General features: G+C 72.1%; 14 protein-coding genes. 10 read left to right on the forward strand and 4 right to left on the reverse strand.

Annotated features, from left to right (window positions below; translation table 11 throughout):
* Positions 1-34: 34 nt before the first annotated feature.
* On the reverse strand, positions 35-1,162 hold the full coding sequence (locus tag ABTZ99_RS38245) for a hypothetical protein (RefSeq protein ID WP_499617978.1): 1,128 nt from the start codon (positions 1,160-1,162) through the stop codon (positions 35-37).
* 134 nt (positions 1,163-1,296) lie between these two features.
* Between ABTZ99_RS38245 and ABTZ99_RS38250 the strand changes: the two genes are divergently transcribed.
* On the forward strand, positions 1,297-1,956 hold the full coding sequence (locus tag ABTZ99_RS38250; protein ID WP_498786112.1) for a response regulator transcription factor: 660 nt from the start codon (positions 1,297-1,299) through the stop codon (positions 1,954-1,956).
* A gap of 50 nt (positions 1,957-2,006) precedes the next feature.
* Here the strand turns inward: ABTZ99_RS38250 and ABTZ99_RS38255 are convergent, their stop codons facing one another.
* The gene (locus ABTZ99_RS38255; RefSeq protein ID WP_498786110.1) at positions 2,007-3,569 is read right to left on the reverse strand and encodes a carbohydrate-binding module family 20 domain-containing protein; all 1,563 of its coding nucleotides are present in this window, start codon (positions 3,567-3,569) and stop codon (positions 2,007-2,009) included.
* A gap of 217 nt (positions 3,570-3,786) precedes the next feature.
* On the opposite strand from ABTZ99_RS38255, the gene ABTZ99_RS38260 reads away from it, so the two are divergent.
* From ABTZ99_RS38260 to ABTZ99_RS38295, 8 genes are all read left to right on the forward strand, one after another.
* On the forward strand, positions 3,787-5,340 hold the full coding sequence (locus tag ABTZ99_RS38260) for a glycoside hydrolase family 13 protein (RefSeq protein ID WP_498786108.1): 1,554 nt from the start codon (positions 3,787-3,789) through the stop codon (positions 5,338-5,340).
* Between the two features lie 11 nt (positions 5,341-5,351).
* Complete coding sequence (locus tag ABTZ99_RS38265) at positions 5,352-6,359, forward strand: LacI family DNA-binding transcriptional regulator (protein ID WP_499617979.1); 1,008 nt, start codon at positions 5,352-5,354, stop codon at positions 6,357-6,359.
* The gene (locus tag ABTZ99_RS38270) at positions 6,356-7,288 is read left to right on the forward strand and encodes a DNA glycosylase AlkZ-like family protein (protein ID WP_499617980.1); all 933 of its coding nucleotides are present in this window, start codon (positions 6,356-6,358) and stop codon (positions 7,286-7,288) included. Before ABTZ99_RS38265 ends, ABTZ99_RS38270 begins: the two co-directional genes overlap by 4 nt.
* 51 nt (positions 7,289-7,339) lie before the next feature.
* Entirely contained in the window at positions 7,340-7,771 is a 432-nt protein-coding gene (locus ABTZ99_RS38275; RefSeq protein WP_498786102.1) for an acyl-CoA thioesterase, read from the forward strand.
* Positions 7,764-8,390 carry a DUF8010 domain-containing protein gene (locus ABTZ99_RS38280; RefSeq protein ID WP_498786100.1) on the forward strand — a complete coding sequence of 209 codons (627 nt, stop codon included), beginning with the start codon at positions 7,764-7,766 and terminating at the stop codon, positions 8,388-8,390. The genes ABTZ99_RS38275 and ABTZ99_RS38280 overlap by 8 nt, the downstream gene beginning before the upstream one ends.
* Before the next feature lie 128 nt (positions 8,391-8,518).
* The gene (locus ABTZ99_RS38285; protein ID WP_499617981.1) at positions 8,519-11,473 is read left to right on the forward strand and encodes an AfsR/SARP family transcriptional regulator; all 2,955 of its coding nucleotides are present in this window, start codon (positions 8,519-8,521) and stop codon (positions 11,471-11,473) included.
* A 70-nt stretch (positions 11,474-11,543) separates the two neighbouring features.
* Positions 11,544-13,145: a DUF8189 domain-containing protein gene (locus tag ABTZ99_RS38290; RefSeq protein WP_499617982.1), complete on the forward strand. Its 1,602-nt coding sequence runs from the start codon at positions 11,544-11,546 to the stop codon at positions 13,143-13,145.
* Positions 13,146-13,282: 137 nt separating this feature from the next.
* Positions 13,283-14,686, forward strand: a complete 1,404-nt coding sequence (locus tag ABTZ99_RS38295) for a DUF8189 domain-containing protein (protein ID WP_499617983.1) — start codon at positions 13,283-13,285, stop codon at positions 14,684-14,686.
* A gap of 53 nt (positions 14,687-14,739) precedes the next feature.
* Here ABTZ99_RS38295 and ABTZ99_RS38300 read toward each other — a convergent pair whose 3' ends face one another.
* Together ABTZ99_RS38300 and ABTZ99_RS38305 are read right to left on the reverse strand one after the other, a co-directional pair.
* The gene (locus tag ABTZ99_RS38300) at positions 14,740-16,335 is read right to left on the reverse strand and encodes a glycoside hydrolase family 13 protein (protein ID WP_499617984.1); all 1,596 of its coding nucleotides are present in this window, start codon (positions 16,333-16,335) and stop codon (positions 14,740-14,742) included.
* A gap of 57 nt (positions 16,336-16,392) precedes the next feature.
* Positions 16,393-16,779 carry a globin gene (locus ABTZ99_RS38305; protein WP_498786564.1) on the reverse strand — a complete coding sequence of 129 codons (387 nt, stop codon included), beginning with the start codon at positions 16,777-16,779 and terminating at the stop codon, positions 16,393-16,395.
* A gap of 70 nt (positions 16,780-16,849) precedes the next feature.
* Here ABTZ99_RS38305 and ABTZ99_RS38310 point away from each other — a divergent pair, with 70 nt between their 5' ends.
* Positions 16,850-18,538: a hypothetical protein gene (locus ABTZ99_RS38310; RefSeq protein ID WP_499617985.1), complete on the forward strand. Its 1,689-nt coding sequence runs from the start codon at positions 16,850-16,852 to the stop codon at positions 18,536-18,538.
* The last annotated feature ends 26 nt before the right edge of the window (positions 18,539-18,564 follow it).

Below are 18,564 nucleotides of genomic sequence, written 5' to 3' on the forward strand. Positions count from 1 at the left end.
GTCGGGCGCCCCCAAAGGCGCCCGACCGGCGGTCTCAGCCCAGGAGCCAGGGGCCGGTGTAGTCGAGGTCGTACGGCGCGTCCGCGGGTGCGCCCGCGGTGTCGTAGCAGCGGACGTTGATGCCGCTGGTCGGGTTCCAGTAGGCGATCTTGCAGAACTCCGCGGTCCAGCCGGTGGCGGCCACGTGCACGGTGCCCGTCGTCAGGTCGGCGTGGGTGAACCGCATCGTGTAGTTGCCCGTCGCCGAACGGGCCGCGGTCGCGCCGCCCGACGGCACCTCGTGCTGGTAGGACGCGCTCGGTGAGTAGGAAGCCGCGGTGGGGTCGTTGGCGAGCGCGTACCCGGACTGGTGGCCGTTCGGGTTGCAGCAGCCGTCCAGGCCGAGCGTGTTGGTGCGGTCGGTGAAGGTCAGCACGAACCGGGAGTCCGCCGGCGCGCCCGCGGCCGTGAAGCACCGGACGTTGACCTTGATCGTGGTGGACGGCGACGTCCAGCCGAAGTTGACCACCTTGCACCGCTCGGCCGCCGAGCCGTACGCGGTCACCAGGGCGTGCCCGCCCGTCACGGCGTGGCCGATGCCGGGCAGGAACGCCGAGTAGGTGCCGACGCCGACGCGGGAGACCGTGTTGACGCCGCCCGCGGAGTTGTACTGGTACAGCGTCGACGGCGTGGTGTTCGGGCTGGTCGGGTCGCCGTGGTAGAGGTAGGCGCCCGGGTAGGTGCGGCCGTACTCCCAGCCGTGCCAGTACTTGTTGCTGGTGAAGCTCGCGGTGAACCGGGAGTCGACCGGCACGCCGGCGAGCGTGAAGCAGCGGACCACGACGTTCTGGTCGTCGCCGGAGGGCGACCAGCCCTCGACCTTGCACGTGTGCGTGCCGGCGCCGTACGCGGTGGCGTGCGCGACCCCGCCGAGGACGCCCAACCCGGTGAACCGCACCGAGTACCGGCCCGCGCTGATCCTGGTGATCGTGTTCCGCGTCGTGATGCCCGTGGTGTTCATCTGGTAGCCCGGCGCCGGCGTGTACGCCGCCGCGGCCGGGTTGTCCGCCCACACGTAGCCGGCGCCGCGCACCGGTCCGGTGTCGGCGCTCGCGGTGCCTTCGGCGAGGGCGACCGTCGCCGCGACGAGTGCGACCGCTAAAGCGTTCCCGAGTCTTCGCATGTTCTCCCCTTGGTCCGTAGGTGGGACCGAGGGTGCGTGCGAACGCCGGTCGCGCACAGTCGCCGGTTCGGCCCGCGCGGCGTGTCCGCCGTTCGACGGGCACAACCACGGGCGTTCTCGTGCGTCGAACAGGGGTGACAGCGACGGTGGTGGAGGAGAGCATGCCGGACGGCTCCGGGCCGATCGAGTTGGGGCTGGTCGACGACCACTCCATGTACCGCGACGGGGCGGCGCTCTGGCTGGAGCACCAGCCCACCCGGCGGATCAGGGTTGTCGCGGCCGTGCGGTCGGTCGTCGACCTGCCGACCCCTCCGCCGCCGGTGGTGCTGCTGCACCGCACCACCGAGGTCGGCGCCCTGTGCGGTCTCGGCGTCCGGGTGATCGTGCACAGCGCCGACGAGTCGCCGACGTCCGTCCGCGCCGCCCTGGACGCGGGCGCGAGGGGCTACGTCTCCAAGCGCGCTCCGCTGTCGGACCTGCTGGAGGCGGTGGTGGCGGTGGCCGTCGGCGAGCACTACCTCACCCGTCACCTGGCCCAGGACGCCCTGCTGGCCCGACCGGTCCGGCGGCCGCTGCTGTCCCACCGCGAGGTCGAGGTGCTGCTGGGGATCGCGAAGGGCCGCACCCGTCGCGCGGTCGCGCGGTCGCTGGGCGTCTCGGAGGGCACGGTGAAGACCTACCTGGAGCGCATCCGCGGCAAGTACCGGGCCGCAGGCCGCGCCGCGGGCACCACCGTCGAGCTCTACCAACGCGCCCTGGAAGACGGCCTGATCACCACCACGCGCGTCGCCTGAACCCTGGCGGGGGACGCCCGCGAAGCACGCCCCCGGCCAGGGTCGCGGCGCTAGTTCCGCCAGGTGTCCGACAACGTCACCGGCGACGTGGCGGTCCGGTTCGCCCCGCTCTCCCACGTCACCGCGCCACCGCCGTCCTTCCGGACGTACTTGTACTGGAACGACGTCCCCGCCGGCAGCGACACCGACCCCCGCCACGTCGGGTAGGTCGCCGACGACAGCGCCACCGCCGCGGCCGGGTTCCACGCGCCCAGCGACGGGTGGTCGCCGACCACGAAGATGTTCTGCCCCAACGACGTCGTGGCGTTCACCGCGAACGACGTCGTCCCGGCCGGCGGGTTGCCCACGCCGGTCGCGCCGACGTGCAGGGCCAGCGCCTCACCCGCGCCCAACGTCGCGGTGAACTGGCCGTTCGACCCCACCGCGACCGCGACGCACCCCTCCTGCTGCACGTTGCAGTACGACCCGGCGGGCAGCGAGGTCTGGAACGTCCGCGTCATCGCCGACGACTCCCGGTTGATCGCGACGAAGCCCTTGTTGCCCCGCCCGAACGCGATGGCGTCGCCGCCGTTGTCCCACCAGTTCACGACCGACGTCCCGGCCACGGTGTTGCGGAACTGCACCATCGACGCGATCTGCGTCCACCGGTGCTGGCACTTCCACCCGGACGTGTAGCACTCCGACCCGGACGGCGGCCCGGCGTCGTGGTTGGCGAACTCGTAGCCCGAGTACACGTTCGGCGAACCGTAGGGCCACGCCAGCATGAACACGTTCGCCAGCGTGTAGGTGGACCCGTCCTTGTAGGTCAACGTCGACCCGTTGCGCTCGGTGTCCCAGTTGTCCACGAACGACCGCGCCTGACCGCTCGCCAGGTAGCCCCACGACTGCCCGAACGTGCTCAGGTACGCCAGGTTCTCGTTGTTGAAGATCCGCTTGAGGTCGTAGGCGTACCGGAACTCGTCCACGTCGCCCGACCCGGTGTACTCGCCGGGCTGCACGGCCTCGCCGGCGCCGTAGATCACCTCGTGCACCCAGAAGACGCCCGGGTTGCTCAGCCGCGACTTGATCGCGGCCAGGTCGGCCGCAGGCATGTGCTTGGCCGCGTCGATCCGGAACCCGTCGACGCCCATCGCGATCAGCGAGTTCAGGTACGACGCGATCTTCCCGCGCACGTAGTCGCTGCCCGTGTTCAGGTCCGACAGCCCGACGAGCTCGCAGTTCTGCACGTTCTCGCGGTTGCGGTAGTCGCTGATGTGCGACCGGCAGGAGTGGAAGTCCGGGTCGCTGTAGATGCCGGGGTAGTTGTACTTCGTGTACGACGAGCCGCCGGTGCCCGTGCCGGAGCCCGCGCTCATGTGGTTGATCACCGCGTCCGCGATGACCTTCACGCCCGCCGCGTGGCAGGTGTTCACCATGTTCCGGAACGCGGCCTCGTCACCCAGCCGCCCGGCGATGCGGTAGCTGACCGGCTGGTACGAGGTCCACCACTGGGAGCCCTGGATGTGCTCGGTGGCCGGCGAGACCTCCACGAACCCGTAGCCCTTCGGCCCGAGCACGTTCGTGCACTCACTGGCGACCCGCGCGAACGGCCACTGGAACAGGGTCGCGGTCACGTCCTTCGCGGACGGCGGCGTTGCAAAACTTTGCGGAACCGCCAAAAGGCTGAACAGGAGTACGGCTATCGCGCCCAAGGCGCGTCGACTTGAGGAAACCACGATGTCTCCTAGCTGGCAGGGATGTGCTCTAGGTCATACCAGCTGCCAGACTTGCTGAAAACACTTGCAAAGTATTTCATTGCCCTCCGGCGGAACCGATCCGGAAGGACACCCCATGACGCAGGACTGGTGGCGCGATGCCGTCATCTACCAGGTCTACGTGCGCAGCTTCGCCGACTCGGACGGCGACGGCGTCGGTGACCTCCCCGGCATCCGCTCCCGGCTGCCCTACCTGGCCGACCTCGGCGTGGACGCCGTCTGGATCACGCCGTTCTACTCCTCGCCGATGGCCGACGGCGGCTACGACGTCGCCGACTACCGGACCGTCGACCCGCTGTTCGGCACCAACGACGACGCCAAGGCCCTCGTCGAGGACGCGCACGCGCTCGGCATCCGGGTGATCGTCGACCTGGTCCCGAACCACACCAGCGACCGGCACGCGTGGTTCCGGCAGGCCCTCGCCTCGGCGCCGGGCTCCCCGGAACGCGCGCGCTACCACTTCCGCGACGGCCGCGACGGGGAGCAGCCGCCCAACGACTGGGAATCGGTCTTCGGCGGCCCCGCGTGGACCAGGACCGCCGACGGCCAGTGGTACCTGCACCTGTTCGCGCCCGAGCAGCCGGACCTGAACTGGGACCAGCCCGAGGTGCGCGACGAGTTCCTCGACGTGCTGCGGTTCTGGCTCGACCTCGGTGTGGACGGCTTCCGCATCGACGTCGCGCACGGCATGGTCAAGGCCGACGGCCTGCCCGACGTCGGCACGCCCGGTCACCTCAAGCTGCTGGGCACGGAGGCGCTGCCGTTCTTCGACCAGGACGGCGTCCACGAGATCTACCGCGACTGGCGCAAGGTGCTCGACTCCTACCCGGGCAACCGGATCGGCGTGGCCGAGGCGTGGACGCCGAGCCCCGAGCGCACCGCCCGCTACCTGCGCCCCGACGAGCTGCACCAGGCGTTCAACTTCCACTACCTGACCGCCGAGTGGACCGCCGCCGACCTCAAGCAGGTCATCGACGACTCGCTGGCCGCGATGAGGCCGGTCGCCGCGCCGACGACGTGGGTGCTGTCCAACCACGACGTGCAGCGGCACGTGACGCGGTACGGCAGCGTGGCGCGCGCCCGTGCCGCCGCGATGCTCATGCTCGCCCTGCCCGGCAGCGCGTACGTCTACCAGGGCGAGGAACTGGGCCTGCCCGAGGTGCTCGACCTGCCCGAGGACGTCCTCCAGGACCCGGTGTGGGAGCGGTCCGGCCACACCGACCGGGGCCGTGACGGCTGCCGCGTGCCGATCCCGTGGACGGCGGACGGCCCGTCGTTCGGCTTCGGCGACGGCGGCTCGTGGCTGCCGCAGCCCGCCGCGTGGGCCGACCTCAGCGTGGCGAGCCAGCTCGGCGACCCGAACTCCGTGCTGGAGCTGTACCGCAGCGCGCTGCGCGTGCGACGGGAGCACCCGGACCTCGGCGCGGGTACGGACGTGGAGTGGCTCGACGCGCCCGAAGGCGTGCTGTCGTTCCGCCGCGGCGCCTTCACCTGCGTGGTCAACTTCGGCCCTGACGTGGCACGTCTGCCCGCCGCCGGCGAGGTGCTGCTCGCCTCGGGTGGCCACGCGACCGAAGACGCGGACGTCCTCGTGCCGCCGGACACGACCGTGTGGCTCTCGCGCCCGTAGAGTCACCCGGTGTGACAGCGCGGCTCAGTGACATCGCGACCCAGGCAGGCGTGAGCGAGGCGACGGTCAGCCGAGTGGTCAACGGCAAGCCAGGGGTCTCGGCCACCACCCGCCAGGCCGTGGTCGCCGCGATGGACGTGCTCGGCTACGAGCGCCCGCCCAGGCTCCGCCAGCGCAGCGCCGGGTTGATCGGGTTGATCACCCCCGAGTTGAACAACCCGATCTTCCCGGCGTTCGCGCAGGTCATAGAGCAGGTGCTGACCCGCGACGGCTACACGCCGGTGCTGTGCACGCAGACGCCCGGCGGCTCGACCGAGGACCAGCTGACCGAGATGCTGGTCGACCGGGGCGTCACCGGGATCGTCTTCGTGTCCGGCCTGCACGCCGACACGACCGCCGACAAGGACCGGTACGTCAAGCTGGCCGGTCGCGGCGTGCCGTTCGTGATGATCAACGGCTACACCGACCAGGTGTCCGCGCCGTTCGTCTCGGTGGACAACCGCGCCGCGGTCCGGCTGGCCGTCACCCACCTGGTCGAACTCGGGCACGAGATGATCGGCCTGGCCGTCGGTCCGCCGCGGTTCGTCCCCGCGCTGCGCATGGTCGAGGGCTTCACGCTCGTCCGCCCGCAGGCCTCCGACCTGGTCGAGCACTCCCTGTTCACGGTCGAGGGCGGCCAGGCCGCGGCCAACGCCCTGCTGGACCGCGGCTGCACGGCGATCGTGTGCGGCAGCGACCTGATGGCGTTCGGCGCGATCCGCGCGGCCCGCCACCGGGGCTTGGACGTGCCGCGCGACGTGTCCGTCGTCGGCTTCGACGACTCGCCGCTGATCGTGTTCGCCGACCCGCCGCTGACCACGATCCGCCAGCCGGTCGAGGCGATGGGGCAGGCCGCCGTGCACGCGTTGCTGGAGGAGATCGGCGGCACGTCGGTGAGCTCCTTCTCGGGCACGCACGCGGAGTTCGTGTTCCAGCCGGAACTGGTCGTGCGCGGCTCGACGGGCGCCCGCCCCAGATGACCGTGCCCGCGCCGCGGATCCTCGCTCAACGGGTGCGGGCCCAACGCCTCTCGCACCCCGCCTCCACCGCCGCGGACCTCCTCACCTCGATCTTCGCCCTCCAAGCCCAGGACGTCCCGGCGGCACGGCTCGCGGCACGCGCCCGGGGCGTGAGGTCCCTGGACGGCCCTCTGGTGCGCACGTGGGCCATGCGCGGCACCCTCCACCTGCTCCACCAGGACGACCTGTGGGTCGTGAACCTCCTCGGCTCGACCTTCATCGCCGCCGGACGACGTCGCCGCGAGCAACTCGGCCTCACCGATGAACTGTGCGAGCGCGCGCTACCCGCGCTCCGCGAAGTCCTGACCGAGCCGCTGGAACGCGCCGAACTCGTGCGCCGCCTCGCCGAGGTCGGCATCGCCCTCGACCCGAAGTCCCAGGCGCCCGCCCACCTGCTGGCGTTCGCCGCGCACTCGGGCGTGCTGTGCCGAGGTCTGGACGACACCTACCGCCTCCTGCGCGTCGACTGCGAACCCCGCGGCGTGGACGAGCTGTGGCGGCGCTACCGGCGTGCCTACGGCCCGGCCACGCCCGACGACTTCGCCGCCTGGAGCGGCCTGCCCAAGCGGCGGCTCGGGGACCTGCCCGAGGTGGCCGACGACCCGGCCGAACCGACCGGCGCGGTCCGGGTGCTCGGCCACTTCGACCCCTACCTGCTCGGCTACCGCGACCGCTCCCTGGCGCTCGCCCCCGAGCACGCCCCGCTCGTGCAGACCGGCGGCGGTTTCCTCACCCCGCACGTCGTCGTGGACGGCCGCGTCGTCGCTGTCTGGCGGCGGGACGGCGCCCTGGTCACCGTGCGGCCGTTCGGCGAGCGCCCCGACCTCGCCGACGAGGTCGCCGACCTGGGGCGATTCCTCGACCTGGACGTGCGCTTAACCTGGGCGTAGCACGTGGATAAGGTCACTGCCACGCATCGAAGACCGGGAGGCGCGTTCAACTTGGGTGTGTTCGTCACGGGCGTGCGCCCGCGCTGGTCGGACATGGACGCCTTCGGCCACGTCAACCACGCCAACACGGTGACCTTGCTGGAAGAGGCGCGCATCGACCTGCTGTTCACCGAGGCCGCCCGGCACGGTGTGCCGGAGATGTCGCACGGCATGGTCGTCGCCCGGCTCGTGGTGGACTACCTCGCGCCGGTGGTGTTCACCGGCGGCGAGATCGTGGTGGAGATGTCCGTGCGGGAATTGAAGTCCGCGTCCTTCACGTTGGACTACACGGTCCGCGGCGGTCGCCAGGAGGGCAGCGCCGTCGTCACGACGGCCGAGACCCTCATGGTCCCGTACAACCTGACGGCCGGACGCCCGCGCCGTCTCCTCGAAGCCGAGCGCGATTTCCTCGCGGGCTGGCGTGCCGGAGGTAATGGTGCCTGAGCTGGTCCTCGCCGATCCCGCCGAGCGGGACGACCTCGGCGCGTTCGTCGCCCGTGCCGTCCGCCTGGACGCCCAGGCGGTCGTGCGGCTGCGCAACCGCCCGTCCGGCGACCTGGTGGACGCGTGGGTCGCGACCCCGTTCGACACCCTGGCCACCCGCACGGTGGCCGGGCAGATCACGCCGGGCGACGTCACCGTGTCCGGCACCGACCTGCTCACCGGGCTGGCCGTGGTGCGCAGCGAGACCGTCGACCCCGGCCCGGCGCGCGACATGATGTGGCGCTCGGCGCTGCCGCCGGTGGCGGGCTGGCTCCCGGTCGACCGGCTGCCCGGCAGCGTCGTGTCGGAACTGGCCGAGAAGGGCGTCGAGGTGGCCCGGGAGAACGCGGGCCCGCGCGGCACCCCGCCCGCCTCGCTGCTGGACCAGACCGTGATCACGGTGAGCGGCTCGGGCCTGGACGTGAAGGTGCCGATGCGGTGCCTGTTCGCCTTGTCCGGCATGGGTTTCCTGGGCGGCGACGACGTCCGCATCACCGCCACCGACGCGTGGCTGCGCATCGACGCCCGCTTCGGCGCGGTCGTCCGCCGCCGCCACTCCATGCTGCCGCTGCTGGTCTGACCGGTCGCTTGATCGGGTGCAACTCGCAGGTAGCGCGGATACCCTGACCGCCGTTGTTGGATCACGGGGGGCACCGGGTGGAGTTCAGGCTTTTGGGACCGGTCGAGGCTCATGTCGGGGGCAGCTCGGTGTCGGTCGGGGGACCGAAGCCGAAGACGCTCCTCGCGCTGCTGGCCGTGCACGCGGGCCGGGTGGTGTCGCTGGAGCAGCTGGTCGACGCGATGTGGGGCGACCAGCCGCCGGACCAGTCGCGTTCCGCCGTCTACACCTACGTGTCCACGTTGCGCCGGGCGCTGGGCGACGTGCTGTCCCGGTCCGGCGGCGGGTACCGGCTGGCCGTCGACCTCGACCAGGTCGACCTGCACGTGTTCACCGCGGAGGTGGACGAGGGTCGTCGAGCGCTGGCCGAGGGTGACCTGGAGGAGGCCGCGACCTGCTTCGCCGAGGCCCTGAGCGCCTGGCGCGGCACGCCGTTGGGCGGCACGCAGGGCACGTGGGCCGAGGGTGAGCGCGCCCGGCTGGAGGAGCTGAAGCTCGGCGCGCTGGAGGACCGCTTCGACGCGGACCTGGCCATCGGCCGCGGCGAGTCGCTGGTCCCCGAGCTGAGCGCGGCCGTCGCCGAGAACCCCCTGCGCGAACGGCTGCGCAGCCAGCTGATGCTCGCGCTGCACCAAGCGGGCAGGCAGGCGGACGCGCTGGCGTGCTACCAGGAGGGCAGGCGGGTCCTGCTGGACGAGCTCGGCGTGGAACCGGGCGCGGCGCTGCGGGCCACGCACGAGCGCGTGCTGCGCGGCGAGCCCGACGCGCCGCCCGTCGAGGCGCGCAAGTCGCCGACCCCGAGCCAGTTGCCGTTCGACATCGCCGACTTCACCGGGCGGTCGGCCGAGCACGACCGCCTGGTCGCCCGGTTGACCACCGGCACGTCGGCGGTGCGGCTGTGCGCGATCTCCGGCCAACCCGGCGCGGGCAAGTCGACGCTGGCCGCGCACGTCGCGCACGCGGTCCGCGAGCACTTCGGCGACGGCCAGCTCTACGCCAACCTGCGCGGCGTCCAGACCGTGCCCGCCGACCCGGTCGAGGTGCTGGCCGGGTTCCTGCGCGCGCTGAACGTGGCCGACGCCGCGATCCCGGCCGACCCCGAGGAGCGCGCCCAGCTCTACCGCACCCTCGTGGCCGATCGCCGGGTGCTGATCGTGCTGGACGACGCCCGCGACGAACGCCAGATCCGCCCGCTGCTGCCCGGCGGCGGGACGTGCGCGGTCCTGGTGACCAGCCGCGAGCGCCTGAGCGCCTTGAGCGGCGCCGTGCAACTGGACCTGAGCGTGTTCCCGGAGGCCGAAGCGCTGGAACTGCTCGACCGCGTGGTGGGCGATGACCGGGTGGCCGCCGAGCCGGAGTCGGCCGAGGAGATCGTCCGCCTCTGCGGCAGGCTGCCGCTGGCGCTGCGCATCGCCGGCGCCCGACTGGCCGCCCGGCCCCACTGGCGCCTGGCCCGCCTGGTCGAACGCCTCGGCGTGCAGCGGCGCGTCCTGCAGGAGCTGACGCTCGGCGACCTCGAGGTGCGCGGCAGCCTGGCCCTGAGCTACGACGGGCTGGCCGACCGGGAGCGCACCGCCCTGCGCAGGCTCGGGCTGCTGGACGTCTCCGCGTTCGGCGGCTGGCTGGTGGCGCCGTTGCTCGACTGCGGCCCGCAGGAGGCGGAGGAGGTGGTCGAGCGCTTGGTCGACTCGCAGCTGCTCGACCTGGACTCCACCGACGACGGCGCGACGCTGCGCTACCGGATGCACGAGCTGACCAGGGCGTTCGCCCGGGAACGCGGTGAGGCGGAGGAAACGCCCGCCGAGATCAGGGCGGTGTGCACGCGTGCCGCCCGTGCGTGGCTGAGCCTGGTCGAACTGGCCGGCAGCCTCATGCCGCACGCCACCTTCGACGGTGTGCCGATCGTCCTCGACCCGCGCTACTTCGACCCGGACGCGGCGGACGTCGTGGCCGATCCGGAAGTGTGGTTCGACGCCGAGCAGGCGGGGCTGGTCAGCGTGGTCGAACGGGTCAGCGAACTCGACCTCACCGACGTCGCCAGCAGGCTCGCCGCCGCCCTGTGCGCGTCGCGCTTCTCGGTGCGCAACCTCTTCGGGCAGTGGTGGCGCACCCACTCGGCGGCGTTGGCGGCGGCACGCCGGGTGGGCGATCGCGCGGCCGAGGCGCGACTGCTGTCGGGGCTGGGCTGGCTGCGCTACGAGCAGGACCGCTTCGACGAGGCCGAGTCCTACTACCGCGAGGCGCTCGACGGGTACCGGCGCGGCGGCGACGAGCAGGGTGAGGCGACGACCTTGCTGGCGCTGAGCACCGTGCAGCGCGAGCGGGGCGAGCTCGGGACGGCGCGGAGGTCGTTGGAAGCGGCGCTGTCGGTGCTGCGCGAGCCCGCGCTCGTGGCACAGGCGACGCACGGGCTGGGCCGGGTGCTGACCGAACAGGGCGATCTCGAAGCCGGTCTTGCCGCGTGCGAGCGGACGCTGGCGGTGTACCGCGAGATCGGCGACCGCCGCGGCGAGGCGATCGCGCTGCGCTCGGTCGGCATCGTGCACCGCGCCGCGGGGCGCTGGGCGGAGGCGGCCGAGTGCTGCGCCGGCGCGGTGGAGCTGCTGCACGGGCTGGGCGACCGCCTGATGTGGGCCTACGCCACCCAGGCGCTGATCAAGGCACGCATCCGGCAGGGCACGGGCACGGTCGCACGGGCGAAGTTGTTGGAGTGCTTGAGCGTCTGCGTCGAGATGCAGGACGGCTTCGGCCAGGCGCTGGTGCTGCGCACGCTCGGCGAGCTGGAACTGGCCGCGGGCCGTCCCCAGATGGCGAAGAGCTACCTGGAGCGCTCGCTGCACTGGTGGGACTCGTTCGGCCTGCCGGTCTGGCGGGCGCGGACGTTGCGCGACCTGGCGGCGGCGCGCGAAGCGCTCGACCAACCCGACGAGGCCGACGCGGCGTGGGCGGAGGCGCTGGCGATCTTCAGCGAGCACGGCAGCCGCGAGGCGCACGAGCCACGTCGGCAGGCCGTACCCCCGGTGGAACACCTTCAAACATCCTGAAAAGACGTTTTCAGGTTCCTTTGAGCACGCTTCGCGAAGCTTCTCGGCAAGCAAGTCCGAGGAGGAAATCGTGAAGGTGAAGTTCCTGGCCAGTATCGGTGCGGCGATGAGCGTGCTGCTCGTTTCCGCATTGGGTGCCACCGGCGCGTCGGCGTCACCGGCGAAGGACGCGGTCAACCCGCAGGGCGAGGTGACCGTGAACCTGAGCATCGCCGCCGTCGACGCGCCGATCACCCGCACCGAGGTGATCACCCGGGCCCATTCCTGGTTGACAGCCAGAAACGGCGGCCCGGTCCCGTACGACATGGCGGCGTACGAGGGCGGCTACAGAACCGACTGCTCCGGCTTCGTGTCGATGGCGTGGAAGATGTCCCGCAGCGAGTCGACGGTGACGCTGGTCGACTACAGCAGCCAGATCGCGAAGGACGACCTCAAGCCCGGCGACATCGTGATGAAGGGCGGACCGGGCACCGCCGGCGCGGCGGGGCACGTGGTGCTCTTCGAGCGCTGGGCGGACGCCGCCCGCACCTCGTACCTGGGCATCGAGCAGGCCGGCAGCCCCGGTTACACCGTGCGGCGGACGATCCCGTACCCCTACTTCAACGGCGGCGCCGGCTACCTGCCCTACCGCTACCACCGGATCGTGGAGGACGAGGCCGGCGCCGGCCAGCCCACCCCGCTGGTGACCGGGAACGGCGCGTTGGCGCTGTACTCGGTGCGGTCGGACGGGAACGTGTGGGGCACGAGCCAGGCTTCGGTGGGGGCGGCGTTCGGTCCGTGGGAGCGCTTGACCACCGGTGGTGGGTTCGTGGGCAAGCCCGCTGCCCTGCTGTTCGGCAACGGGACGATCGGTCTTTACGTCCGGACCGTGGACGGTCGGGTGATGGCGACGGGTCAGAGTGCGCCGGGTGCCGCGTTCGGTGGGTGGTTCACGATCGGTGGCAGTGGTGGTGTGGCGGGTGATCCGACGGCTGTGCTGACCCCGTCGGGCCTGGTCGCGGTCTATGTGGCGAATGGTTCGGGTGGTGTTTCGGGTGCGGCGCAGACCGTGCCGGGCGGTGCCATCGGCGACTGGGTGATGTTGGGCGGCAGCGGCGTGGTCGGGAAGCCGGCGGCGGTGGTGTTCGGCAACGGGACGATCGGTCTTTACGTCCGGACCGCGGATGGTCGGGTGATGGCGACGGGTCAGAGTGCGCCGGGTGCCGCGTTCGGTGGGTGGTTCACGATCGGTGGCAGTGGTGGTGTGGCGGGTGATCCGACGGCCGTGCTGACCCCGTCGGGCCTGGTCGCGGTGTACGTGACGAATGGTTCGGGTGGTGTTTCGGGTGCGGCGCAGACCGCGCCGGGCGGTGCCATCGGCGACTGGGTGATGTTGGGCGGCAGCGGCCTGGTCGGCAGGCCGGCGGCGGTGGTGTTCGGCAACGGGACGATCGGTCTCTATGCCCGGACGACGGCGGGGACCGTGGTGGCGACGGGTCAGAGCGCGCCGGGTGCCGCGTTCGGTGGGTGGTTCACGATCGGCGGCAGCGGCGGTGTGGCGAGTGATCCGACGGCTCTGCTCGCCTCGAACGGCCTGCTCGCGGTTTACGTGACGAATTCGGCCGGTGGTGTTTCGGGTGCGGCGCAGACCACCTCCGGCGGTTCCATCAGCGACTGGCAGCAGCTCGGCTGAGCGTTGACGCGGACAAGGGGAACAATCGCATGAAAACGCTCATCAAGCACGCCCGGGCCACGATTCTGGCCGCTGCGGCAATGGGGGCGATCGTGGTGGTGAACCCGGTCGGGACGGCGGCGGAGTCCGAATGCCCCATGCCACTTCCGGGTCGCGACCTGAACGTCACGAAGACGGTCTACTCGGTCGGCAAGCGCCTCGGGGTGAACGACAAGGTCATGCTCGCCGGCTTCGAGGCCGGGTGGGTCGAGTCGCACATGAACAACCTGAACTGCGGCGACCTGGACTCCCTCGGCGTCTTCCAGCAGCGGCCCAGCATGGGCTGGGGCACGGCCGAGCAGATCCTCAACGTCGAGTACGCCGCCAACACCTTCTTCACCAGGGCGATCGACAGCGACCGGCGCAACCCCGGGCTGACGGCCGGGCGGCTCGCCGACAGCGTCCAGCGGTCGTGCTGCCCGGATCGGTACGACGCGGCGGAGAGCACGGCGCGGACGCTGCTCAACGAGGCCGCCACCTACGCGGCCATCCCCTCCTCGCCGACCCCGCTGGTGACCGGGAACGGCGCGTTGGCGCTGTACTCGGTGCGGTCGGACGGAAATGTGTGGGGCACGAGCCAGGCTTCGGTGGGTGCGGCGTTCGGTCCGTGGGAGCGTCTGACGACCGGTGGTGGGTTCGTGGGCAAGCCGGCTGCTCTGCTGTTCGGCAACGGGACGATCGGTCTTTACGTCCGGACCGTGGACGGTCGGGTGATGGCGACGGGGCAGAGCGCTCCGGGTGCCGCGTTCGGCGGGTGGTTCACGATCGGCGGCAGCGGCGGGGTCGCGAGCGACCCGACGGCCGTGGTGACCCCGTCGGGTCTGGTCGCGGTGTACGTGGCGAACGGGTCCGGTGGTGTTTCGGGTGCGGCGCAGACGGTGCCGGGTGGTGCGATCGGCGACTGGGTGATGTTGGGCGGCAGCGGTCTGGTCGGGAAGCCGGCCGCGGTGGTGTTCGGCAACGGGACGCTCGGCCTCTACGCCCGGACGACGGCGGGGACCGTGGTGGCGACGGGTCAGAGCGCGCCGGGCGCCGCGTTCGGCGGGTGGTTCACGATCGGCGGCAGCGGGGGCGTCGCGAGCGACCCGACGGCCGTGGTGACGTCCTCGGGCCTGGTCGCGGTGTACGTGACGAACTCGGCGGGTGGTGTCTCGGGCGCCGAGCAGACCACACCGGGCGGCTCCATCGGTGACTGGCAGCAACTCAGCGGCAGCGGCTTCGTGGGCCGGCCCGACGTCGTCCAGTTCGGCAACGGCACGATCGGGCTCTACGTGCGCGGCGTCAACGGCACGATCCTCGCCGCCGGTCAGAGCGCGCCGGGTGCGGCGTTCGGCGGGTGGTTCACGATCGGTGGCAGCGGTGGCGTGGCGAGCGACGCGGACGCCCTGCTCGCCTCGAACGGCCTGCTCGCGGTGTACGTGACGAACTCGGCCGGTGGTGTTTCCGGTGCGGCGCAGACCACCTCCGGCGGCGCCATCAGCGACTGGCAGCAACTCGGCTGACCGGCCGTCGCCGCGGCCCCCGCCTCACCCGAGGCGGGGGCCGCGGCGCGTCGTCAGACCAGCCAGACCGCGGTGTCCGGCGGCAGCTGGTTGCCGTCCATCGGACCGCTGGCCAGCAGGATCTCCCCGGGCGGCAGCGGCACCGGGCCGCCGGAGGTGTTCAGGGCGCAGATCAGCCCGCCGCCCTTGCGCCGGAACGCGAAGCACCCGGGCGGCGCGCCGTACCACTCCAGCTCGTCGCCGCTGAACGCCGGCTGCGACTTCCGCAGCTCCAGCGCGTGCCGGTAGAACGAGAGCATCGAGTCGGGGTCTTCCAGCTGCGACTCGGCGGTCAGGCCGGCCCACTCGTTCGGCTGCGGCAGCCAGGTGGTCACGCCCTCGGAGAAGCCGAACGGCGGCGTGTCGCCCTCCCACGGCAGCGGGACGCGGCAGCCGTCGCGACCGCGCAGGGTGTGCCCGGACCGCAGCCAGATCGGGTCCTGCAACGCCCACTCCGGCAGCTCCACGTCCGGCAGGCCGAGCTCTTCGCCGTTGTAGAGGTAGACCACGCCGGGCAGCGCCAGTTCCACCAGCGTCATCGCCTTCGCCCGCTGCGCGCCGATCGCGCCGCCGCCGTACCGCGTCACGTGCCGCGGCACGTCGTGGTTGGACAACGTCCAGGTCGGCGGCGCGCCCACGCCGCGCACCGCGCCCAGCCCGTGCTCGATGGCCGAGCGGACGCCGTCCGCGTCGAACGGCGCCTCGAGGAACCGGAAGCTGAACCCGAGGTGCAGCTCGTCGGGCCGCAGGTACCGGGCGTACCGCTCGTCGTCCTTCACCCAGATCTCGCCGACGGCCATGCGGCCCGGGTACTCGTCGATGACCTTGCGGATCATCCGGTGGATCTCGTGCACGCCGTCGTTGTCGAACCGGGGGTCCAGCGCGTTGTCGTGCATCACGCCCGCGCCCAGCTCGACCCGCGGGTCGAGGTTCGGCAAGCCGTAGGGCTTGGCCATGCCGTGGGCGACGTCGATGCGGAACCCGTCCACCCCGCGGTCGAGCCAGAACCGCAGCGTGCGCGCCAGGTCGGCGGCGACCTCGGGGTTGTCCCAGTTCAGGTCGGGCTGCTCGGGCGCGAACAGGTGCAGGTACCACTGCCCGTCGGGCACCCGGGTCCACGCCGGCCCGCCGAACTGGCTGGGCCAGTTGTTCGGCGGCACGGACCCGTCGAACCCGCCGCCGTCGCGGAACACGAACCGGTCCCGCTCGACCGAGCCGGGTCCGGCCCGCAGCGCGGCCTGGAACCAGCCGTGCCGGTCGCTGGTGTGGTTCGGCACGAGGTCGATGGTGACCTTGAGGTTGTGCGCGTGCGCCTCGGTGACCAGCCGGTCGAACGCGGCCAGGTCGCCGAACAGCGGGTCGACGTCACGGGGGTCGGCCACGTCGTAGCCGTGGTCGGCCATGGGCGAGGTGAAGAACGGCGTGAGCCACAGGGCGTCCACGCCGAGCAGTTCGAGGTAGCCGAGCCGGGAGCGGATACCGTCGAGGTCGCCCACGCCGTCACCGTTCGCGTCGGCGAAGGATCGGACGTAGACCTGGTAGAAGACGGCGTCACGCCACCAGGCGGACTCGTCGGCGATCTCTGGTTGTAGATCGGAGGATCGTCGCACGAGGAGTCATCCTGCCATTCGCGACCGACACCACGACCCCGTTCGAGTGATCAAGAATCACACCCAGGCGTTCATCATGCTGTTGGCGGCCATCTCCAGGTACGCCCAGAGCTGCTTGCGGTGTTCGGGGGAGAGCTCGACGGAGTCGACGCCGACCTTGATGCAGCGCAACCAGGCGTCCCGCTCCACGGGACCGATCACGAACGGAGCGTGACGCATCCGCAACCGAGGATGACCGCGGTTGTCGGAATACGTGTGCGGACCGCCCCAGTACTGCATCAGGAACAGCCGGAACCGCTCCTCGGCGGGACCGAGGTCCTCTTCGGGGTACAGCGGGCGCAGGACGGGATCGGCGGCCACTTCCTCGTAGAAGACCGCGACGATCTTGTGGAACGTCTCGTACCCGCCCACTGCTTCGTAGAAGTTCTCCGGCGGAGTGGTCACCCCTCCATCCTGCCTCAGCCACCGACCGGCAGCCGACGCCGACCCCCGCCGCGGGCCTACGCTCGGCGCGGTGGACGAGGTGCGCAACGAGGCGTCCGAGGTGTCGGGCACGGTCGTGCAGGCCGGTGGCGACGTCACGGTGTACGTGGACGGCGACCAGGGCGCCGGGGCCCTCGTGGTGACGGTGGACCGGTCCGCGATCGAGGAGCTGGTGGAGTTCGCCGACGAGCCGGGTCTGTTCCACGCCTGGAGTCGCCGGGTCGGCGTGGTCGTCGAGGCGCGGGGCGCGCGGGCGGTCGTGCTGACGGGGTTGCGGGCGGTGGTCCTGGCCCGGCGGGCGCCCCGGCCGGTCGGCAGGCGGGCGGTGGTCGCCGGAGCCGTGGAGCCCGCCCGGTCCACCGTGGACTTCGACCGCGACCCGCCGCGCTCACCGGGCGCGGGGTTCCCGGTGGCGGTGTCGGCGACCCGGCCGCACGTGCTCGCGCTGGACCTGGTGGTGCGCGAGCACGAGGTCGACTGGCGCCTGGAGCTGGACTGGGTGTCCGACGGCGAGTCCGGGGTGTTCCTCGTCCCCGACGCGGGCCACTTCACCCACCGGCCGCCCGGCGCGACGGCCGGGTTGGCGGGCGAGGTGTCGGTGCTGGTGCCGGGGCGGCCGGAGCCGGTGCCGGTGGGTCCCGGAGCCGTGTCCCCGGAGCGGATCCGGCGGCTCCTGGACCAGGTGATCGAGCACTGGTCGCACGCGCGGGCGTGGTTGCTGTCGACCAACCACTTCGCGATGGCCGGTCACGTCGCCGCGATCGACCCCGGCCGGGTGCGCGAGTGGATGCGGGCATTGCCGGGCATGGGGCAGAAGGAGCTCCTCGAGGTGGCGAGGGCGGTCGCGCCGGCCGATCCCGAACTGACCCGGCTGCTGGTGACCAGGGTCCGGCACGCGCGGACGGCCCCGTTGCCGAACGAAGCGGTTGAGCTGCTGGCCGAACTGGCGGCGACCATCCGCGTCGTCGACCCCGCGTTGGCGCGGGGTTTGCTGGAAGAGGCCGAGCCCCTCGTGCCGGAGATGTACGGAGGGCCCGGGATGGGGATGGCGATCCTGGCCGCCGCGTGGGGACCGCTGGACCCACGACGGGCTCGGGCGCTGGCGCTGGAGGCGGCCGGGCTGTGGACCGAGGTCCGACCGGCCTTGAGCGTGCGGCCGAGGCGGGAGGTCGATCACCTCGTGCGGGCGTTGGTCTGGTCGGACCCGGAGCAGGCGGTGCGCCTGGCGCGCGAGCACGACCTGCTGGCGCTGCTGGCCGGGCAGCCCGGGATCGACGGCCGGCGACTGGTCACCGAGTCGACCGATCCGCAGCGCACGGCGTTGCTGCTGGAGGAGGTGGCGGAGCCGGCCGACACCGACTGGTGGGTGGCTCAGGTGCGCGCCGTGACGCCCCTGCTGATGGTGGAACAACGGGTCCGCCTGCTGGCGCGGGTGGCGGCGGTCGTGGCGCCCGGTGCGGCCCGGGAGCTGGTCGCCGAGGCGGAACGCGAACTCGACTCGGTGATCTCCGCCCAGGAGCACTCGCGCGCGTCGGCCGAGGTGGCCTGCGCGGTCGCCCTGCTCGACCCGGACCGGGCGGAACGGCTCGCGCAGGCGATCCGGAGCTCGAAGGACCGGACGACGGTGCTCGTGGCCGTGGCTCACGCCCTGCACCGCAGGCTCGACCCGCGGGGCTCGGCCGAGCGCTCACCCCGACGACCACCCGCACCGGCGCCGTAGCGGTCCCAGCGCCCTGAGCGCCCGCT

It is taken from the genome of Actinosynnema sp. NPDC002837 (genome assembly GCF_040295345.1).
In the GTDB taxonomy this organism is placed as follows: Bacteria; Actinomycetota; Actinomycetes; order Mycobacteriales; family Pseudonocardiaceae; genus Actinosynnema.